Source organism: Kribbella sp. VKM Ac-2566 (assembly GCF_004366005.1).
Classification (GTDB): Bacteria; Actinomycetota; Actinomycetes; order Propionibacteriales; family Kribbellaceae; genus Kribbella; species Kribbella pratensis.
Genome location: NZ_SODT01000003.1, coordinates 90888 through 110903, shown reverse-complemented (window position 1 = coordinate 110903; position 20016 = coordinate 90888). Strand labels below are relative to the sequence as shown.

At 64.0% G+C, this 20016-nt stretch carries 17 protein-coding genes and 2 pseudogenes; 11 read left to right on the top strand and 8 right to left on the bottom strand.

Annotated elements, in window-relative coordinates:
* The first annotated feature begins 283 nt into the window (after positions 1-283).
* Positions 284-1057, top strand: a complete 774-nt coding sequence (locus EV647_RS02960; RefSeq protein ID WP_133998013.1) for an SDR family NAD(P)-dependent oxidoreductase — start codon at positions 284-286, stop codon at positions 1055-1057.
* Here the strand turns inward: EV647_RS02960 and EV647_RS43615 are convergent.
* From EV647_RS43615 to EV647_RS02945, 3 genes are all read right to left on the bottom strand, one after another.
* Positions 1048-1272: a sigma factor gene (locus EV647_RS43615; protein WP_370342213.1), complete on the bottom strand. Its 225-nt coding sequence runs from the start codon at positions 1270-1272 to the stop codon at positions 1048-1050. The genes EV647_RS02960 and EV647_RS43615 overlap by 10 nt on opposite strands.
* 576 nt (positions 1273-1848) lie before the next feature.
* Entirely contained in the window at positions 1849-2445 is a 597-nt protein-coding gene (locus EV647_RS02950) for a GNAT family N-acetyltransferase (protein WP_133998010.1), read from the bottom strand.
* 540 nt (positions 2446-2985) lie between these two features.
* Positions 2986-3822, bottom strand: coding sequence for an SDR family NAD(P)-dependent oxidoreductase (locus EV647_RS02945; RefSeq protein WP_133998007.1), 837 nt, complete (start codon positions 3820-3822; stop codon positions 2986-2988).
* A 1159-nt stretch (positions 3823-4981) separates the two neighbouring features.
* On the opposite strand from EV647_RS02945, the gene EV647_RS02935 reads away from it, so the two are divergent.
* The 3 genes from EV647_RS02935 (at position 4982) to EV647_RS02925 (ending at position 7682) form a co-directional block, all read left to right on the top strand.
* Positions 4982-5965 (top strand): aldo/keto reductase, encoded by a 984-nt coding sequence (locus EV647_RS02935; protein WP_133998004.1) that lies wholly within the window; start codon positions 4982-4984, stop codon positions 5963-5965.
* A 455-nt stretch (positions 5966-6420) separates the two neighbouring features.
* On the top strand, positions 6421-6918 hold the full coding sequence (locus EV647_RS02930) for a SigE family RNA polymerase sigma factor (protein WP_133998001.1): 498 nt from the start codon (positions 6421-6423) through the stop codon (positions 6916-6918).
* A gap of 20 nt (positions 6919-6938) precedes the next feature.
* Complete coding sequence (locus EV647_RS02925; RefSeq protein WP_133997998.1) at positions 6939-7682, top strand: hypothetical protein; 744 nt, start codon at positions 6939-6941, stop codon at positions 7680-7682.
* 749 nt (positions 7683-8431) lie between these two features.
* Here the strand turns inward: EV647_RS02925 and EV647_RS42455 are convergent.
* Positions 8432-8989, bottom strand: coding sequence for a hypothetical protein (locus tag EV647_RS42455; RefSeq protein ID WP_202876024.1), 558 nt, complete (start codon positions 8987-8989; stop codon positions 8432-8434).
* A gap of 10 nt (positions 8990-8999) precedes the next feature.
* A pseudogene (locus EV647_RS02915) lies at positions 9000-10263 on the bottom strand (IS3 family transposase).
* A gap of 547 nt (positions 10264-10810) precedes the next feature.
* On the opposite strand from EV647_RS02915, the gene EV647_RS02910 reads away from it, so the two are divergent.
* Positions 10811-11410 (top strand): cysteine hydrolase family protein, encoded by a 600-nt coding sequence (locus EV647_RS02910; protein ID WP_133997995.1) that lies wholly within the window; start codon positions 10811-10813, stop codon positions 11408-11410.
* A 245-nt stretch (positions 11411-11655) separates the two neighbouring features.
* On the opposite strand, the gene EV647_RS02905 is transcribed toward EV647_RS02910, so the two are convergent.
* The 3 genes from EV647_RS02905 to EV647_RS02895 form a co-directional block, all read right to left on the bottom strand.
* A complete protein-coding gene (locus EV647_RS02905; protein ID WP_166680211.1) occupies positions 11656-11985 on the bottom strand; it encodes a nuclear transport factor 2 family protein in 330 nt (109 codons plus the stop codon).
* 275 nt (positions 11986-12260) lie between these two features.
* Entirely contained in the window at positions 12261-12752 is a 492-nt protein-coding gene (locus EV647_RS02900) for a hypothetical protein (protein WP_133997989.1), read from the bottom strand.
* Positions 12753-13171: 419 nt separating this feature from the next.
* Positions 13172-14047 (bottom strand): LysR family transcriptional regulator, encoded by an 876-nt coding sequence (locus EV647_RS02895; protein ID WP_133997986.1) that lies wholly within the window; start codon positions 14045-14047, stop codon positions 13172-13174.
* Positions 14048-14858: 811 nt separating this feature from the next.
* Between EV647_RS02895 and EV647_RS02885 the strand changes: the two are divergent.
* The 6 genes and pseudogenes from EV647_RS02885 to EV647_RS02860 form a co-directional block, all read left to right on the top strand.
* Positions 14859-15161: pseudogene (locus tag EV647_RS02885) on the top strand (transposase); the annotation flags it as partial.
* Between the two features lie 7 nt (positions 15162-15168).
* Positions 15169-16152 carry an aldo/keto reductase gene (locus tag EV647_RS02880; protein ID WP_133997983.1) on the top strand — a complete coding sequence of 328 codons (984 nt, stop codon included), beginning with the start codon at positions 15169-15171 and terminating at the stop codon, positions 16150-16152.
* 142 nt (positions 16153-16294) lie between these two features.
* Positions 16295-17209, top strand: a complete 915-nt coding sequence (locus EV647_RS02875; protein WP_133997980.1) for a PhzF family phenazine biosynthesis protein — start codon at positions 16295-16297, stop codon at positions 17207-17209.
* Complete coding sequence (locus EV647_RS02870; protein ID WP_166680210.1) at positions 17206-18198, top strand: ornithine cyclodeaminase family protein; 993 nt, start codon at positions 17206-17208, stop codon at positions 18196-18198. The genes EV647_RS02875 and EV647_RS02870 overlap by 4 nt, the downstream gene beginning before the upstream one ends.
* A complete protein-coding gene (locus EV647_RS02865; protein WP_133997973.1) occupies positions 18195-18506 on the top strand; it encodes an antibiotic biosynthesis monooxygenase in 312 nt (103 codons plus the stop codon). The genes EV647_RS02870 and EV647_RS02865 overlap by 4 nt, the downstream gene beginning before the upstream one ends.
* Positions 18507-18612: 106 nt before the next feature.
* On the top strand, positions 18613-19746 hold the full coding sequence (locus EV647_RS02860) for an amidohydrolase (protein WP_238176996.1): 1134 nt from the start codon (positions 18613-18615) through the stop codon (positions 19744-19746).
* The last annotated feature ends 270 nt before the right edge of the window (positions 19747-20016 follow it).

Below are 20016 nucleotides of genomic sequence, written 5' to 3'. Positions count from 1 at the left end.
AGTAAGCGCCTGGTCACACCGACGGGCCACAGTGGCGTTGTCTGTGGTCTGTGCTGTGCAGTTTCTCGACGCCATGGACATCGCGGCATGGGTCCGGCACTGCCCGCATCGAAGGCGATCTCGGGTTCACGACGTGGAGTCGCCACCGGTGCTCATCTAAAGCACAGACAGGAGGCATTCCTGACCCGCCACATCAGGTGACGCGCACAGCGAGCCCATAGCAAGGCAAGCCGCAGACAATTCAGCTGCTAACGACCAGCACGAGAACAAAGGAAGACAAGGCATGACATCGAATCGTCTCAACGGCAAGGTTGCGCTCGTCACCGGAGCGTCGCGGGGAATAGGCCGCGGCATCGCACTCCGGCTCGCCGAGGACGGCGCACGGGCCGTCGCAATCACCTACCACTCCGACCGTGCGAGCGCCGAGAGCTGCGCCGCAGCCATCCAGCAGGCAGGTGCGATCCCAATCCCGATCCAGGCCCGCCTTGAGGAACCCGACGAGATCACGTCATTGTTCAGCACTCTCGACAAGCAGCTGACGGAGCGACTCGGCAACGCCGGCCTGGACATCGTCGTCAACAACGCCGGTAGCGGCGGGTGGGACACCCTCGAAACCTCAGTACCTGACACCTTCGACAAGATCATCGCGATCCATCTCCGGGCGCCGTTCTTCGTGACACAAGCGGCGGTTAAGCGGCTCCGCGACGGAGGACGCATCATCAACATGTCCTCGGGATGGTCGAAGCGTCCGTCAGCCATGGCTCCGGTCTACTCAATGGCCAAGGCGGGAACCAACGCGCTGGCGCAAGCCCTTGCTGCTCCGCTTGGTGAGCGCAGGATCACCATCAACACCGTCGCGCCCGGCTGGACCATCACCGACGGCACCGCCGGTCCTCGCTCCGACCCCGCCCTCGTCAAGCAGGTCGAAGCCGACACGGCGCTCAATCGGTTCGGAGAGCCCGCCGACATCGCAGCTGTCGTCGCAGCGTTCGCGTCTGATGACGGCGCCTGGCTCACCGGCCAGTACATCGACGCCAGTGGTGGTTATCAGGTCTGAGAGCCTGTTCCTGAACCTCTGTTGATCTTGGTCGGCGTGTTCCGCCATGGGGTACGACGTGACCGGGCCGGGAGAGCGATACGATTTCTATACAGCGGCACGTAGAGCTTGGCCAAAGCTGTTTGCACCAGGTCCTCGGCCCAGTGCGCGTCACCCGTGGTCAGCAGACGCGCGATGCGCATCATCCGCCCACGATGCGCAGTGACATAGTCGATGAATTCCTCGTCGCTGTGGCCACGTATCCTCCGGGGTTGGTTGGCGCTTCCTCAACCATTAGTCACTGGGTGGGGCGATCACCCGGTTGCATCACCCGCGAACCAGGGGCTGCAAGAGCCCGACGGGCGGTAATAGGCCCGCGTTCGGATTCTCGTGGTCGCAGTCATGGTTCTGAGACATGAGCTGACTCGATCGGGTTCTCAGCCAGCGAGCCCGGCTTGGCCGGCAAGCTACTAGCGCGAGGTCTCACAGCCATCCGACCCGTCATCGAGCGACACGGCGCGATCCGTACCGCCACCGAACTGCGCCGACTGCGCGCCGTCGGACTAGCTCCCAGTCCACACACGTCAGCGCGCCACTGACACGATGATCGCCGTGCAGACGGATGGTGGAGGAACGGAGAGCGACAGGCGGGGGACTCTGTCGATCCGTCCGTTCACATGCGCGTCACTATCGTCGAGGTACCTTACGCACGCCAGCTTGTGCGGCGCGTGGTGACAGCATGCACGTCAACGACAAAGGCGCCGAGGCCCAGGCGAACGCCGCGGATCCGGAGACCCTTCTCAGGTGAGCATTCATCGTCTTCGGGGCAGCTGGTCCGATGCGTGCCTTGTTGGGTCGGTCAATCCTCGGATGTGTGTCGGTACGCAGAACCGCAGTCTTCCGGACCGTGCGTCTAGCAGTTGACCGCCGACCGCGTGGATCACCTTGCGCGAGGCCACGTTGTCGACGTCGCAGGTGAGTAGGGCTGGGTTGATGCCGAATCCGGCCGCGATCGGAAGAGATTCGGCCAGCATCCGGGTCGCGTATCCACGGCGCCGGGCCGACGGGCGTACGACGTACCCGATGTGGCCGCCGACCTCGGTTAGGGCCGGAGTGAGACGGTGGCGTATCGACAAACGGCCGAACCACTCGCCGGCCTCGACGAACCAGAGGACGGTCTGGTGCACGATGCCCGGCGGCAGCACGGTCTGGGGCCATGCGTCAGCCTGCAGTCCCTCGACGAGCCGCGCGAACTCGGCCGGATCGTCGGCCTGTTCGCGACTCCACTCCTGCTCGCCGTCCCCGTACACATGCACGCCCATCCGGCGCCCGTCCTCCGCTCCGAACTCGTCCCAGGCGGCGAGGAACGAGCGGTGAACGGCGACAGTCGGAACAGTCAGAATCGGCATCTCGACGGTTGATCTCCCAACAGTCCACCACAGGTAACAACCACACGAACAATATCATCGTCCTAACGGGAAGCGTTAGGTTCTGCATTACCGTTAACTCGGGACTGTCGGTTGCCATCAGCAAGATCGACCTCGACAACGCCCAGGCCACCCGTGTCTATCGCTGTGGACGGCCGGTGGTCCTTGACACATGTGTGCTTGGCACGACCGCACAGGATGTTCGTCCGGCACCTCACGTGCTTGGCGTAGGCGCTCGGCCAGGACGGAATCTCGTACGCGCACGCCTCGCACGTGTGGCACGCCGCGCAGAGGAGAGGGATCGGCAAGGTTGTGCGCGGCGTCCCCCGGCAGGAGGCCACACTCGCGATAGCAGCAAACCCGGCCGCCACCGAGGAACCGGTTGCGGTCCGCGGGCAGTGCGGAGTGAAGTCGCGCCTGGAGTGATAGACGGTAGCCAGGCCGACACCGCTGGCATCGAGGGCCTGCATCCCGGCGTTGCCTCGATGAGGTCCTCCGAGGTGCAGAACAACGACGGCTCGGTCACGCACCTGGGCTGGGGCGAAGGTCGGTGTCCTCTGCCATGGCAAGGCTGCCGGCTAGGAGGCCACCGTCGACCGGCAGGGCGATGCCGCTGATCCACGACGCCTCCACCGAGGCGAGGAAGGAGACAGCAGCGGCAACGTCCCCGGGCGTGCCGATGCGCCTCAACGGGTAGTGGCGGGACATCCTTGTCAGGACCTCCGGGTCCTGCCGGAGACGCGGGATCCATACCTCTGTCTGGATGGTGCCCGGCACAACGACATTGGAACGGATCCCTCGAGGGCCGTTGCGGACCGCGAGGTTCTGGGACAACGAGACGATGCCGGCCTTGGCGGCGCTGTACGCCTCGTGGCCGAAGGCCGAGAAGCCGTTCACCGAGCCTATGAAGACGATGTTGCCGCCGGGTGTGGTGAGACGCGGAAGCCCGATCTGGGCGACGACGAATGCAGACCTGAGGGTGACATCGACCTGGAAGTTCCAGTCGTCGTCGGTCATATCCTCGAAGCTGACATTGCGGGCCACCCCCACGTTGTGAACGATGACGTCGAGCCGACCGAACTCGGCATCGATGCGATCGAATGTATGCGTGACCGAATCGCGATCGGTGACGTCGCAGCCGATCCCGATGCTGCCCAGGCCGATCTCGGCGGCTGCCGATCGGGCCAACTCAGCGTCCAGATCAGCGATGGCGACCTTTGAGCCCGATGTGGCGAACCGGGCGGCGATCGACTTGCCGATACCTCGGCCGCCGCCGGTGACGAGCACCGCCCTCGGCGTCGGATCGGCGCTCACATCACCGCGCTGGTCATGGGTGTCGATGGCATCTGTCGGTTCCATGTCGTCCTCCTGAAGGGGTGTTGGGATCAACAGGGCGGGAGAGCGCTGCAGATAGTGTCACGCCCATGCGGAGTCCTGCGCACGGCGCTCCTGGGTCCGTCGTGGGGTAAGCCGCGGTCGGTGTTGGCGCTCACGCGGGGGTCGATTCCGGTGAGGTCGAGCGGTGTTCGGCGGCGGTGCTTCTAACGACGGACAACCGCTACCGGTCGCGGCCCGTCGACAGCGAAGACCTCCCGGAATACGTCGAGCGAGTTCGACCTAGGATTCGCTCAGGACTGGGACCCGTCTCTCATGCTTGTTGATCTAGGCAACGTCACGCGGCCTTATACGGCCTGGTGTTTGCCTTTGGCGTGTCCGAGAGGACCCAAGCGCTCGGTCAGGAAGGCGAGAATCTCGTCCCTCGCCCTCAGCGTGGGATGTCCTTCGCGGTCGACGAGATGCGCGTGGCCACACTGTGGGGAGACGCGACGACATCGCGGAAGAATGGGGGTGGGTTGGCGTTGGCCGAACTGCCCAGGAGAACACGGCCATCGATGGCGTCGACGAGGAGCTTTTGATACGCCGCGAAGCGCTGGCCGGTACACCAGCGGTTGTCATCGAAGCGGTCGCTCAGCGCCTTGGCGACAGTCGTCAGGGCGGTCGAGTCATTGCTAAGCGCGACACTGGCGTACCGCTAGTCAGGGATGACGCATCCGTCCGCACTTGTCTGCCCCGCTGGAGCAGGGCGTTGTGCTTGAGCATTTGGCTCACGTGATCCAGCGCGCTCATGACGTTGCCCGGAACAACACCCATGACGCCGTCCATCATGCGTGGGACATCGAGCGAATCCTGGCCTATCACGATCACTCGACACCTTAGTCTTGCATCATCGCAACGCTGCACTAATGGGAAGCAGGTCATTCTGCATTGAACATAGATGATTTTAGCCCCTTGTGGGCCGGACCTCATGGATCTGCGCCACTGTCGTCTGTCGTGTGGCCGATGAATGTTTGATTGCGTGGTTGTGATCGAGTGGTGCCCGGAGCTCTACAGATGCTCGCTGAGTCGGACGGTGCGTGCATCCGCGACAAGCCTAATGGAACTCATCTTGTTTCGAGTTAGCATACGCGCGGCAGAAGGCTTGACTTAGAGTGTGCTCTAGATTCTAAGGTCCGGTGGCATGACGACGACATCTCTTGGACGTTCTGGAATTCAGGTCAGCGCCCTCGGCCTGGGAGCCTGGTCTATCGGTGGGCCGATCACGAGGAGTGGGAAGCCGGTCTCGTGGGGCGAGGTCGACGACGACGAGTCGATCCGCGCCATTCATCGCGCCCTGGAGCTGGGTGTGACGTTTTTCGACACCGCCGATACCTACGGCGCCGGGCACAGTGAGCGCGTTCTCGGGCGCGCCTTGAGCGGGCAGCGCGATCGGGTGGTCATCGCGACGAAGTTCGGCCACCTCTATAACGAATCCCAGCGCACAGTCGCGGGCACCGACACCTCACCCGACTACGTACGTCGGGCCTGCGAGGCCTCCCTACGGCGCCTGGACACCGACTACATAGACCTCTACCAGCTGCACTGCGGCACGGACTCCGATGCAGAGAGCCTGGCGGTCCGTGACGTGCTCGAGGAGCTGGTCGAGGTGGGCAAGATCCGCGCGTACGGATGGAGCACGGACGACGTTGCGCAGGCCGAGCTGTTCTCGGGCGGGGACCATTGCACCGCGATCCAGCACGACCTGAACTTGCTGCAGGACTCCCCTGACATGATTGCCAGCTGTGAGAAGCACGGCCTGGCCAGTGTCAACCGTGGCCCGCTGGCGCGAGGTCTGCTGACGGGGAAGTTCACGGCGGACTCGCGCTTGCCTGACGACGACCTGCGCTCACGGAACTTCGACTGGATGCGGCACTTCGTCGACGGCAGGCCGAAGCCCGACTCGCTCGCGAAACTCGACGCCGTACGGGAGATCCTCCGCAGCGACGGCCGATCGCTCGCACAGGGTGCGCTGGCCTGGCTTTGGGCGCGCAGTGACTGCACCGTCCCGATTCCGGGCTTCAAGACCGTGGCACAGGTCGAAGACAACGCCGGCGCCATGGCGTACGGCCCGCTCAGACCCGACCAGATGACCGAGATCAAAGCCCTGCTGAGCCCGGCGAGCTGACTGATGTTGCAGAAACCCATTCACTGCACGGTGGAGTCGCAACTTGTCGTCCATCACCGGCCAGTAGTGCGCGCTCGATAGGTGCCCGCCGGGACACGTGCGCTGGCTCATGGTGTTGAACGCCAGGGGCGCCTTGACGGCCCACGCCCGCGCAGCACGCAGCTTCATCCTCGATTGCTATCAGTCGAAGGACCGTCGTGAGCACTCCGACGAGCCACAGCAGGGCTATGGGCGACGGCAGGGGTATGAGAGACATTCTCTCGTATCTCCAGCGGCCCCTCAGTACGGCAGCACCAAGGCCACGAGCGGCCGTACAGACAGCCCCCGGCCTCGGCGCGACTCCGGGCGTTCGATGGAGGCGTCAGCCTGTTGACCTCGTTGGGGTCGTCAAGGGGGTGTAACGCTGCCGCCGGTCTGAGCGTCGTACAGCGTGTAGGCACAACAGAGGAGAGTGGATGAGACAGGCAGCGGAGGACTTCGAGGAATTCGCGCACGTTCGGACGCCTCATCTGTACCGGACGGCTTGGCTGCTCGTCGGCGATCGGCGCCAGGCTGAAGACCTGGTGCAGGAGACGCTGGCGAAGATGTTCCGGGCTTGGCGCGGGATCTCGCGGATCGACAATCCGGCGGCGTATGCGCAGACCGTGTTGGCACGGACATTCGTGTCCCAGTGGCGGCGGCGCCTGGTCGAGCATCCGTACGCCGAGGTTCCGGAGATCGCGCAACGTCAAGGTGATACCGAACTTCGCGTTGCGCTCCAGAAGGCCCTGTACGAGCTGGCTCCGCTGGATCGAGCGGTGTTGGTGCTGCGGTTCTTCGAAGATCGCAGCGTCGAACAAGTCGCGCTCGATCTTGACAAGAAGCCTGGTGCGATCAGGACACGCACATCCCGGGCGCTCGACCGCCTCCGGGTTGTCCACGGCGATGACGCCGTCCACCTGGCATCCCTCTGACCCGAATAGAAGAAATTCCCATGAACGACGTAACCGACCTGATGCGACGTGCTACGGAGTATTTGGAGCCGGAGTGCACTGATCTGGTGAATCGTGCGGTCCGCCGCGGTGTCATCCTCCGCCGGCGCCGTAGCGTACTGGTTGGCTTCACCTCGGCGGGCGCTGTGCTGGCCGCGGCCGGCGTGATCTTCGCTGGTAGCCAGATGATCGGCGGCGACCGTTCTGCTGGCACGCCAGTCGCGGGCATGCCGATCGTCGCGACGTCCAGTGCGCCTTCGGCGGCCGCAAAGCCGATGCGGCAGGTGACCCCGAACGACACGCAGCAGACTCTGAGGAGTCTGGTGCCGGTGGGACTGAAGGTGTCGCAGCCGCGCACCTGGGGCGACAACTCCATCGGTGCCTCGTACGTCGTCGACGATGGCAAGGGCGCGTCGCTCCTCGAAGTTCAGGTCATGACGGATCTCTTGCGCGAACGAGGCTCATCCGGAGAACTGCACCACTCGACCGGATGGGACGATCGCCTTGGCCGAGCATCAGCCGGGCCGATCGGTGCAGGGCAAGCAGGTTGCTGCTGTGAACGCAGTCCAGTTGCGCTACCCCGATGGCCGGATCATCGTTGTCAGCAATGCCAACTCGACAGCATGGAAAAAGGCCCCCATCACTCGCGCCCAGCCACTGCTCACAGTCCCACAACTCACCGCACTCGCGGACAGCAAAGCCTGGGGTTTCCGCCCGTCGGCTCCGGCAAGGACCTCGGCCGCTAGCAGTCGGACGAGCACCGTCACCCGCCGGTGGGTGACGGCGCTCCTCTCGTCCGCCGTTAGCCGCCAGCCGTTCGACGACCACGGTCAAGGGCAGAACCCTGACGGGCGTAGTGCGGCTGGCGGTCTGTGTCTGGATGAGGTCGACAGCCCGATTGCCCAATTGAATGATCGGTTGTCGGACGGTGGTCAGATGGGGCGTGGGAGCTGGGCCTTGCGGATCCTGTCGATCGCGGCCTGACGGTGAGACGACGGGGTCACCAGTCCGGCACCCGGGACGCAGACCAAAGGCGGCATATTGCAGACATCGCTGCATCGGCCGGTCTAATGGAATCCGTCCCTGGACTCATTCACCTGCCTCGAAGATGTCGATGCTGCAGTCTCATCCACGGCGTCCGCGACCGGAACCGTGGCGATGCGGCGGTGCTACGGCAACCACAACGATTTGCTGCCGGAAGGCGACATGGCCGTTCCCGATGCGCCTCACTGACAGCGCCACTGGCGGGGTCACGATACCATGATTCTCTAATGCAGCACGACCAATATCCCATTACCCGAGAATCGTTGCCAGGTTCCCCAACCTGTCCTAGAGTTCAGGCGAAGTCAGTCGCGACACGAAAGAAGGTGAAGAGTCATGGCATGGGGCAGCAAAAAGGAAGAACGCCGCGAAGCGGTGGAATCCGGTGGCCAGCTATCGGCACGCCAGGCCAGGATCGCGGCCAGCGAGAAAGGCGGCGGGAGGAACCTCCCCATCAACAAGAGGGGGACCAAGAAGTCAGGAAAGGGGCGCGACTAGCTGTGGTTGGTCGAGGTTGGCGACGGTCGGCTGATTGCGGGAATCCGCCGAGTACGGTGTGGCGGCGTTGATTGTTGTAGAAGTCCAGCCGGGTGCCAGTGCGGCGTTGGTGAGGAAGATGCAACCGTAGGCCCATTCGGTTTGCAAGGTGTGAGGGGTGAAAGTAGCCGGCTGCGCGGAGCAGGAACCCTGCACAGGTGGCGCCTTCGTCGGACAAGATCGCGGAGTAGGCCAGCCGGGGGTGATCGTCGACGAGGAAGTGGGCGTAGGCGAACCCGATCCGGGCCCGTTTCTGCGCGCCGGTCTGGCCGTGGGCCTTCCAGCCGCCGCCGTCGTGGATCCGGCCGACCTTCTTCACATACATGTGGACCAGCTCACTGGGCCGGGCGCGTTCGTAGCGGACCGGGGTGGTCTTACCGGCCCAATCAAACTCATCGGTCAACAGGTAAACGCCCAGATCCTTGGCGACATGAGCCATCGGCCGCCGGTGGGCCTTACCCCGGTTCTTGGACACGCATGGTGGATTACGCCGCTGACGGGAGCGTAGCGAGGTAGAGGGCGTCGTAGGTGTTCGGGACAGGTGGCGGCACCAGGAATGGCGTCGGCGGGTGTTCTATCTGGCGAGCCACCGGAACACTTCGCGGCGGCAGGTGGCCTGGTCGGGCCAGGAGTTGTTGTCGTGGAGGACCTCCCTCTTGAGGGTGGCGTTGAACGCGTCGGCGAGGCTGTTGTTGGCGCTGGTCCCGACAGTGCCCATAGACCGGTTGGCGCCCAGGCTTGTGCGGAGTCGGGTGTAGTCCTTGGAGGTGTAGACCGACCCGTGGTCGCCGTGGAAGATCGCTCCGGCACGGCCGCGGGCGTCTTCGACGAGGTCGGTGCGCATGTGGCCGGCGATGGACCTAGACGGCCAGGGCAGGAGTAGCAGTCGATCACCGTGGCCAGATAGAGGTTGTTGCCGTCAGCAAGCGGCAGGTCGGTGATCGCCGACGTAGAGCTGGTTCGGCGCCTCAGCGGTGAAGTCGCGATCCAGCAGGTCGGGCACCTTGCGGTCCGCGGGTTCGGGGATCGTGGTGCGGACCTTGCGTCGGGGCCGGTAATCGGTGACGCCGTGGGTGCGCATTACCCGAGCGACCGCTTGTGATTCACCGGCGCACCGGAGTCAGCACCGTAGTTGAGCTCGGCGGTGATCCGGGGAGCACCCTGAGCTTGTCGGTGTCGTGGACGGCCCTGACCGCTCCGCCAGCGCCGCGTCCGCCTCAGACCTCTCCCGGCGGGCGGGAGCGGCCTTCAGCCACGCGTAGTACGTCGAACGCTCGATCTCGACGAGCTCACACAGCCGCTTCACACTCCAGCCACGCCGTGGCCCGGCGCCAGAGGTGGTGGAGTGGTCGGCGACGAACTGGAAGCGGTTCACCAGCTCGTCTCCCCGGCGAAATACTTGGCCACCTGGCGCAGGATCTGCCGCTCAGTCGTGAGCGTGATCTTCTCCGACCGCAGTTGCGCGTTCTCGGCCTCGCGTCGACCGATCCTCGCCTTCGGCGACTCCGTTCCCGACCCCGGGCCAGCATCCGGGCGCGGCTCACGCCGACCGGCCCGGAAGGGCTGCTGATCGTGGTGCCGTCGCCGGTCGTCTTCCTGCCCGATCCATGCACCTCGACCCAACGGGCCAGGGTCGCCCGCTCGATTCCCGAGATCGGCCGCGATACCACGCAGCGGCGCCCCGGAGTGGACTCGTACAAGTCGACGGCCTGCCGGCGGAATCTCCTCGGAATAGTTCCTACGGGCCATGGTCCTGATCATCTCGCTACCCCAGCACATGGCTGGATTCAGCGTGTCCAAGAACCAGGGTCAGGGCCGGGTCATGACAGACCCGCTGAACCAACGACGGACGAGCATGCACTGTCAACCGCCGATTACGGTGGGACACGAAGAGGGTCCGGACTGGTGAAGACGGCTACTACTCCACCGCGCTCCGGAGGTCTTCCCACGTCAACCCACCAACCGCACCGTCACCAACCTCATGACCGAAGGACATCTGGAACGCCGTTGCCGAGTGCGTCGACTGGTTCAACCAGCGACGCTTCACGGCGAGATCGCGCTCGGCCCACCAGCCGAGTTGGAGGCCAACCCGCTCTGCAATCTAGACCGGAACCGCGTAATCGAGCCTCCGCCAAACCGGGGCGATTCAATGGCTGTGAGCGCTTCAGCTTCCGAGCGTGCGCCGACGTCGGCGCAGCTCTCCTGGCGTCACGTTCGATATGTGGCGCGATCGAGGATGATGGTCTAATGTCACATACGAATTCATCCATTAGAGGTGATGCGGGTAGGAGGCGGCATGCGTCGTGCGCTGGTCGTGATCGATGTGCAGAACGAATACGAGACCGGGCGCCTGCCCATCGAGTATCCATCGTTGGATCTCAGCTTGCGGAACATCGGTCGGGCGATGGATGCCGCGCAGGCGAATGATATTCCGGTTGTCGTTGTGCAGGACACAGGCAGTCCTGACGATCCAGTGTTCGCCGAGGGAAGCGCGGGTTGGAAGCTGCACGAAGTGGTTTCAGACCGCCCGCGTCAGCACTTGGTGCGGAAGGTGACACCCGGCGCGTTTACGGGGAACGACCTCGACTCTTGGCTGCGGACCCACCATGTTGACACCGTCGCCATCGTTGGCTTTATGGCGCACCACTGTGTGGACACCAGCGCGCGGCAGGCGATGCATGTCGGCTATGCCGCGGAGGTCCTCGCCGACGCGACGGGAACCGTCACGCTGTCCCATGAGCGCGGAAAAGTCGGCGCGAAGCAACTGTATGAAACAACGATGATCGTCCTCCACAGCCGGTTCGCCGCCGTCGTCAGCACCGACGAGTGGTTGAAGGCTTCGGAGTCTGGCGAGCCACTCCATCCGGCGGGACTGCTCGCATCCATAATGACATGACCAGCCGCAGTAACCGGGCGGGGCTTCTGCTGCACCGCAGCGACGGTCCAGAGTTGCAAGCGAAGCCGCGAGGGTACGACAGAGACCTTCGTGAGAGGGACATCCATGCGCCCTCATTACCCTCACTTGCCGAGTGGATTCCGGGTGCGCTCCTCGATCTGCGGCCGCATCTGGCTGGCCCACCGAGCCCGCGAACTGAGACACCCCCAACGCCGATCCCCGCGGCCCGACAGAGGCTCCCTCGGTTATGGCTTGATAGTCGCCTTGTGGCAGAAGGCTTGGAGCCAACGGTTGTGCGAGCGGACGTAGACCTGGCTGATCCATTCCTCGGTTGTGTACGGCGTCCCGTCCCAGGCACCCGCACTGGCCTTGCGAGCCGTGACGACGACGGCATCACCGACCCGAGCGATCCGCTCGCCACCGACGACCGCCATGGCGTGATGGTGCAGCCGCCCGGACGCGATCCAGCCGATGATGTCGGCCTTGGGCGTGATCCCATTCGCATCCACGGCCACCCAGTCATCCGTCCAGCACCCAGCGATCAACGCCGGCGTCGTTTCCCACCAAGATCGCATCCGACTCGGCCACCATCGCTCGAACCTCATCCTCAACCATCATCCCGCCAATCTAATCCGCACACCGTTCACACCGGCGACCGTCAAGTCTCGCGATGCTGTGCGGTGACCGCAGAGGTTCGCTTCCTCGCTGGGCTCCAGACCACCGAGGACGTACGGCCCCACGTAGGTTTCATCGGGCAGTGCAAGGCCATGCGCGCCATCGCCCTGTCGATGCAGTCATCCCCGCGTGGTCGGCGCGGAATCTCGGCCGAGCTGTACTGGGTCTTTGAGCGTCACCCCTGCGTTGGAACCAGCCGGTTGCTCTGGGGCGATTCCGCGCTCATCTGGAAGGTGCCATTGTCTGGGTTCCCGGAGGCGAACCGGGCAGTCACCGTCACTACTTCGGTGCCACGTAGAGCGTTTATGCGCGCCGGATAGCAATCCGGAGTGGGGTTGTTGACAGCGGCGCAGATCGGGTAGCTGGCCCGCACAGTGTCAGTGCTGCGGCTGATCGTCGTCGGTGAGCCTATGTTGAAACCGTTAGCGTACGCCGTGTTCAGGACAATCGCGCCATTCGGAGGACTGGGATTCGTCCAGGTCAGCGTTACCTCACCTGATTTTCCGGGCGCACAAGGCGCTTGACAACCTGTGACAATGGCACTGAGCAGTTGAGGTGCGTGCGGGGTCGGCAATGCGCTGCTTGCGTTGGCTGGGGGCGTTACAGCCAGCGCGGCGCCCAACGCAAACAACAGCGGCGCCATGACTCGCGTGATGCGTAGCTTCATGTTCATGCGGCTCCTCACTAATGGGACACAGGCGGCAGCCTCGAACTGGCAGGGGGGCATGCTGGTTCGAGGCTGCCGCTACTTAGATACGCATTTGTCCCTCATAGGGTTCAATGCCAGGCGGCGAAGGCTGAGGCGAGGTGCTCATCGCGAGTTCTAGGCGAGCACCAGCGCCTTGCCGATTCGCCGACTCGACTACGGCGTCTGTGTATTGCTGGGCAGAGAGCGCGACTCCATCGCCTGGCCTTTCGGATCTGAGGCCGCATGCACTGGCTCGTCGCACCCGAGGAATCCGGGCCTGAGCGCGCAGGTTCCCGACCCGGCGAAGCTGTACAGCACGACGATGGCCGACTTGACTTCGGCATTGGGCTTGCCGATTGCGGAACAGCAGCACTTCCGCCTCCGCCGGCGCCGCACACTCAGCTGTGCGAGCTCGCGCTATCAACCGATCGGACAAGTAGTCGTTCGAGGCTGTTAAGAGCGCCATCTGCATCGGTGCCTGCTCGCCGCGCGATCGCAATCTCAACGGGTGGTGCGGGCGGCAGATCGATGTTCTCGCTAGCCCGACCTCCTGGCGGGATGTTGCTCCTCAGCAATGCACCGATGCCGATGCCGGCGGCGATCGCAGTCTGTACGGCGTGCACACTGGTGCTCTGGAACGCAATCCGCCATTGCCGTCCGTGCCGGCTAACCGCGTCCATCACCGGCTGCCGCCATCGGCAAGGATGCGAAAACAGCACCAGGGGCAGGGGATCCGCCGTTGTGTCGAAGGACGGCGCAAAGGCCCAATCCATTGGGACCTGACGCTGCCAACGCACAGAGGCGGCCGGCATCACAGTCGGATCGCCGAACACCAGATCCAGTCGGCCGCGGTCGGCCAGCCTGCGCAGGGCGGCCGCAGAGCTCACGATGACCTCGAGGCTGACTTGTGGGTGCAACGTCGCGAAGTCAGCGAGCGCCTCAGGCAAGGATGTGACGGCAAGATCCTCGAGCAGACCGACCGTACGCTGTCCCGTCGAGTCATTCACGTTCCCACTCACCGCGACTTGGGCCTCCTCATGCAATGCGAGCATCCGCTCGGCATACGCGAGGAGTGTCTCGCCGGGTGCCGTCGCTCGTGCTCCACGCTGCCCACGCAGCAGGATCCGCTGCCCCACAGCCCGCTCCAGCCGCTGGATTCGCTGGCTGACGACAGGCTGGCTCACGCCCAACGCGACGGCCCCACGGGTGATACTGCCCGCACGCACCGCCGCCACAAACGAGCGCAGGTCAGCAAGATCCAGATCCTTCGCCATAGCTGAAGCTTATGATCCTCGTAAGACTATTTCCAGATGCAATGCAGGTCATTGCCAAACGCTCACCTCATCTCGACAAGTCCCTCGACGTCCAGTCCGGATACCACCGGTCGACTGGTTCTCGTATGCCGGATAGTCGGGCAACGGCGTCGCGGACTCGAATGACGCCTGAGTTGACCGCGACGCAGCGCGCCAGCACCATCGGGGAGCCGCGATACGACGCCTGTGTGTCCGACCGAGAAGGTGAACTCGACTCGCAGCGCACCCGGTCCGCCCACCTGACAACACCGATCCGATTCGACTTCAGCCGACGCCTCGATCGCGAGTATGGCGAGTTGACAGCGTGGCAGTACTACTCCTTAGCAGTGAGATGCCGCTAGAGCATTGAGCTCTGACAAGCACGTGAAACTAGCCGGTGCTCAGAAGGCTCGTCACGTCACCGTTACGTCCCCTCTGCCGCCGCGCTAGCGCGGCGGCTCGGGGACCGTCGACGCCGTTGTCATCGGGCTCGGCTCGATGGTCGGCGTCTTCGCCGTCTGGACGCCGGTTGCGCGAGCCCCAGGACCTGGCCTGTTGGTCGGACTGATCATCGCCGCGGTCGTTGCCTACTGCAACGCAATGCCTTCAGCCCAACTGGCCGCGGCATAGCCGATGTCGGGTGGCACCTACGTCTACGGGCGAGAGCGGCTAGCCCGGAGCTTTCACGGTGGACGGGCGTGAGGTCGTGTTGGTGAACTGAAAGGTGCTCCTGACCAGCGACGATGTGGTTTGTCTAGGACCATGTCGTCGCGAATCGAGGAGCACCTTCGAGGTGAAGACTACCGGGTTGTATCCGTCTGTTCGCGTTGATGCGGCCGGTTCGGGGGTGGTGTCGCAGGCCGGTGGGCTGTTGCTCACTGAGGCAGTCCGGGCCAGTGGTCTAGTTGCGGAGTTGTCGCGGGTGTTGGCGCCATGGCGTAAGCCGTTGGCCAGACACGACCCGGCCAAGATCGTCGCAAATCTGGCGATCATGCTCGGGCTGGGCGGGGACTGCCTGGCCGATGTCGCGGTGCTGCGTGGCGAGCCTGGTGTGTTCGGTCTGGTTGCTTCGGACCCGACGGTGTCGCGGACGGTCGCTGCTTATGGACTATCGATTCCTTGGCAGGACCGGACTCCGGGTCAGTGCGTTGTGTTTCGGAGCGATGCTGTTCGGCGAGTTCACCGATGAGAAAGCCAGCCACGAGCTGCTGGACCGGTTCGTCGAGGCGGGTGGCACTTTCATCGATACCTCCAACAACTACTCCCGGGGTGTCTCGGAGCAGATCCTCGGCCGTTGGCTGACCCGCGGGAAGCGCGAGGACCTCGTGATCGCCACGAAGGTGCGCGGACGGATGAGCGATTCGCCCACCGACCAAGGTCTTTCGCGACAGCACATCATGAAGAGCGTCGACGAAAGCCTCCGCAGGCTGCAGACCGACTACGTCGATCTCTACCAGATCCATTACTGGGATCCGGACACCCCACTCGACGAGACGCTTTCGACGATGGACATGTTGGTCCGGTCCGGCAAAGTGCGCTACGTCGGGGCCTGTAATGTCAAGGGCTACCAGCTGCAGAAGGCCCTTGGCCTTGCCGACAATCACGGCTGGGAGCCCTTCGTTTCCCTCCAGCCGTGCTACAACCTGCTTGTCCGTGAGATCGAGTGGGAGTTGCTTCCGCTGTGCCGAAAGGAAGGGCTCGGTGTAATTCCGTTCAGCCCATTGGCCAAGGGATGGTTGTCCGGACGCTTCCGGCGTGGAGCGACCGAGCTACCCGCCGACAGCCGTATCGCTTCGGCTGCCGGGAGGATGAGGTGGGATGAGTTTGGCACCGAGCACACCTGGACCGTACTGGACGCCCTTCACGGCGTGGCTTCCGAGACCGGGCACACTCCTGCGCAGGTGGCTTTGAACTGGCTACTCGACGCCCCTGGCATCACGTCACCGATCATCGGCGCCCGCACTCCCCAGCAACTTGACGACAATCTCGGCGCAGCCGGCTGGTCCCTGGATCCGGAACTTCGAGCGCGGCTGGACAAGGCGAGCGCCCGACCGGCCCCCTATCCGTACTCCTGGGTCCCAGACTGACCACCACTCGTGCCCATCACCCGACAGGCCACTGCCGTTCGGGCTGGTCGGTCGATCGTGGTCAGCCGCCATAGGCGACCCTTATGGCAGGCATAGTGATATTCCCATATGAACTGAAGACGGTCGCCCATACGCTCATCTCATGTCGGCAGATCCCACAGCGTCCGGGCTCAGTTACCACCACGTTGACGTCTTCTCGCGGACCGCATACGCGGGCAACAGCCTCGCAGTCTTCGTTGACCCACCTGCCCTGGCAGCGACACAACTCTCGCGGATCACCCAGGAGCTGCGACACTTCGAGTCGATTTTTATCACCCGGACAGCGCAGGCCGAGTACAACGCCAGGGTGTTCGACTTGGAGGGCGAGCTGGACTTCGCTGGGCACCCGGTCCTCGGCGCCGCGGCGGTACTCCACGCCTGCTCGGATGATGCCGCTCAGGCGGAGACGTGGTGGACCTTTCGCCTGCCCGCACGGACCGTGCGTGTCCGCACGTCCCGGTCCCGCGACGGCCACCTGTCCGCGCTGCTGGACCAGGGGCGACCGGAAATCGTCAGAATCCTAATGGCTGAAAGGCCAACAGTCGCTGAGGCACTCGGCCTCATGACGGACGACCTCGATCCCACGTTGCCGCTAGAGATCGTGTCGACGGGGCTGCGCTACCTGATCGTGCCGGTGAACAGTAGCGACGCACTGGAGCAAGCTCGCATCCAGCATCCGAATTTCGGCGAGTTCCTTCGTGAGTTTGGCGCGCAGTTCGTCTACGTACTCGACGCACATGCGCTTGAAGGACGGCATTGGAACAACGACGGGGTGATTGAGGACGTCGCCACAGGCAGCGCGGCGGGATGCGTTGGTGCGTACCTGCGACGTCATGGACTCGCTCGCGACGGCGCGGAGATCCGCTTGAAGCAGGGCAGGTTCGTGGGCAGGCCCAGCGAAATCGCTGTCACAGCCCACGGAACAGCAGATGACGTCGAGCGAGTGACTGTCGGAGGAGACGTTGCGATTGTGGGCGGCGGATGGTTGCTCAAAGCACCGCTCTCGGAGATGCCATGAAAGTCTACCCACCGTCAGCTATCCGAAATGTTGTCAGCTGGGTCGACCTCATCCAACCCGTCGAGAAGGCATTCGCAGCGTATAGCCAGGGTCTCGGTGAGGCACCGATCGTGGTGTTCGCACCGGCGGGCTCGGACGGCGATGTGCATGTCAAGTCAGCGTGGATGACCGACTATCCGGTGTTCACTGTCAAGGTCGCCAGCTGGTTCTCGGCACGGGCCGCCGACGGAAGGTCCGCCTCGACCGGATACGTTGCCGTCCATGATGCTTCGACCGGAGATGTGCTGGCGATACTCCAGGACGAGCACCACCTGACCGACCTCCGGACGGCAGCAGCGGCCGCTGTCGTCACGCGTCTTCTGGCACGTGACGACGCGCGAATTCTCGCGGTACTCGGGACAGGGGTTCAGGCGTACCTGCAGGTGCTGGCAGCCTGTCATGTGAGGCCGATCGACACAGTCGTGATCTGGGGCCGGAGAGCTAATGCCGCAGACGCGCTCCGGTCGGCATTGCTAGCCGTGAGATCAGACCTGTCCATCTCAGTCGCTCCGTCAGCACAACAGGCTGTGCAGTCGGCCACCGTTGTCGTCACGGCAACTAGCAGCCGAGAACCAGTGCTGCTGGGTTCGTGGCTCGAGCCGGGGCAACACATCACCGCCGTAGGTGCTGATGATCTGACAAAGACCGAACTCGACCCACGTTGTTTCAGCCGGGCGGACCTCCTCGTCGTCGACAGCCGCCGCGACACTCCTCGCTTTGCGGGGGATCTTTACCAGGCAATTCGTGCCAGAGCCGTGACCACTGAAGACATCCACGCGGAGGTAGGCGAGCTCGTGACCGGCGCTAGGCACTGGCGCTCCGGCACGAACCAGATCACGGTTGCCAAGCTTGTTGGGCTCGGCGTACAGGATCTCGCGGCAGCTGCGGTCGCCATGCAGAACCTTTCGCGAACAGGACCGGGTCAGACGGGCGACAGGGCGAGCCGATGATTGCGCGCACGTGGAGGGGCCGTGTCCCACGTCGACATGCCGACGGCTTCGAAGAACACCTCATGACGACCGGCGTCGCGCAAAGCGCCGGACTCCCCGGCCATGCCGGTGCCCATATCCTACGCAAGGAGACGGGTGATGAGGTCGAGTTCGTCCTCATCACGTATTGGACGTCCTGGGAAGCGGTACAACGGTTCGCCGGTGTGGACGTCAGCGTGGCCGTGCTCTACCCGGGTGACGAGAACTTCGAACTCATCCCGTCAAAAACCGTCGATCACCATCAGGTCGTCTTCGCCTCACAACCCTAGGAACCACATGCCAGCGCTACTCTCCGACACAAAATCGGTGGTGCTTCGAGGCGCGTACGTCGTACCCGTCGAAGGCGACGCAGTCGCTGGCGGGACGGTTCTCATCATGGACGGCAAGATCGCAGCAATCGGACCAGGCACCCAAGTCGAGGTACCACCGCACACACCGGCCATCGACATAACCGGGACATGGGTTCTGCCTGGCTTCGTCGAAGCCCACACCCATCTCGGTGTCGGTGAGGAGGGAGAAGCCGTCGACCTGATCAACGAGGCGACCGACCCCAACGGGGCAAGGTTGCGTGCGCTCGACGGGATCAACCCTACCGACACCGGCTTCACAGATGCACTGTCCGGCGGGATCACGACCGCAGCGATCATGCCAGGATCTGCGAACCCGATCGGCGGCCAGGTAGCGGTGGTCAAATGCTGGGGACGCACTACAGACGAGATGGTGGTGCTCGAGCCCGCCGGCGTGAAAAGCGCACTCGGCGAGAACCCGCTCGGGTCATACGGTCGCCGGGACCGGCTGCCCTCCACCCGGTTCGGTTCGGCGGCCGTGATCAGGGACGCGTTCATCAAGGCACAGAACTATCGGGGGCACCGCGACAGTGCATTCGATGCACATGTCCCCTTCGACCGAGATCCCACCTTGGACGTACTGCTCCGAGTGCTCGACGGCGAACTCCCGTGGCTTCAGCATGCCCATCGAGCCGACGACATCGCCACTGCGATCCGGTTGGCCGACGAGTTCGGCTACCGGCTTGTCATCCATCACGGAACCGAGGCGCACCTTCTCGCGGATCTGATCAGGCAGCGCGACATCCCGGTCGTCAGCGGTCCGCTGATGATGTCCCGCTCGAAGGTGGAATTGCGGCACCTGAGCATGCGCAACCCCGCGATACTGGCGCGCGCCGGCGTGCGACTCGCGCTGACAACTGACCACTCCACTGTCCCCGTGCACTTCCTGGCCCATCAGGCCACGCTTGCCGTAAAGGAAGGACTCGACCGAGCGGAAGCGCTGCGGTCGATCACCGTCAATCCGGCCAGAATCCTCGGCCTGGAGCATCGGGTAGGCGCAATAAAGCCCGGCCTCGACGCAGACCTTGTCGTCTGGTCCGGAGATCCCTTAGACGTCATGAGCAGGGCACTGCGCGTCTTCATCGACGGTCGCGAGGTCTACCGCTACGACGCAGAAAGCAGGACCGCGATCATGGCTGACCCACATCGCCTGAGGTTGTGAAAAGTCTGCGTGAGGTGCCCGATCCGCAGGTGACCGCGAACTGGTGTCAGGCACCGCGAGCAGTCCCGGCTCGTCCAGCCCATCGGGCAATGCCGGGTGCTTGGCGAGCCCGTGCGCGACGTCGGTCCGGAAGCCATCGACATCACGGTCGAACCAAGCCATAGGATGTCCTCACACTCGTTGTGAACCTCGGGGTTTGGCCAAGGCAGACCGAGGCGGCCCGAACGCGGTCGTTCCTGGTTCCGGCCCGGCCGCGGGCCGGATGGTGCG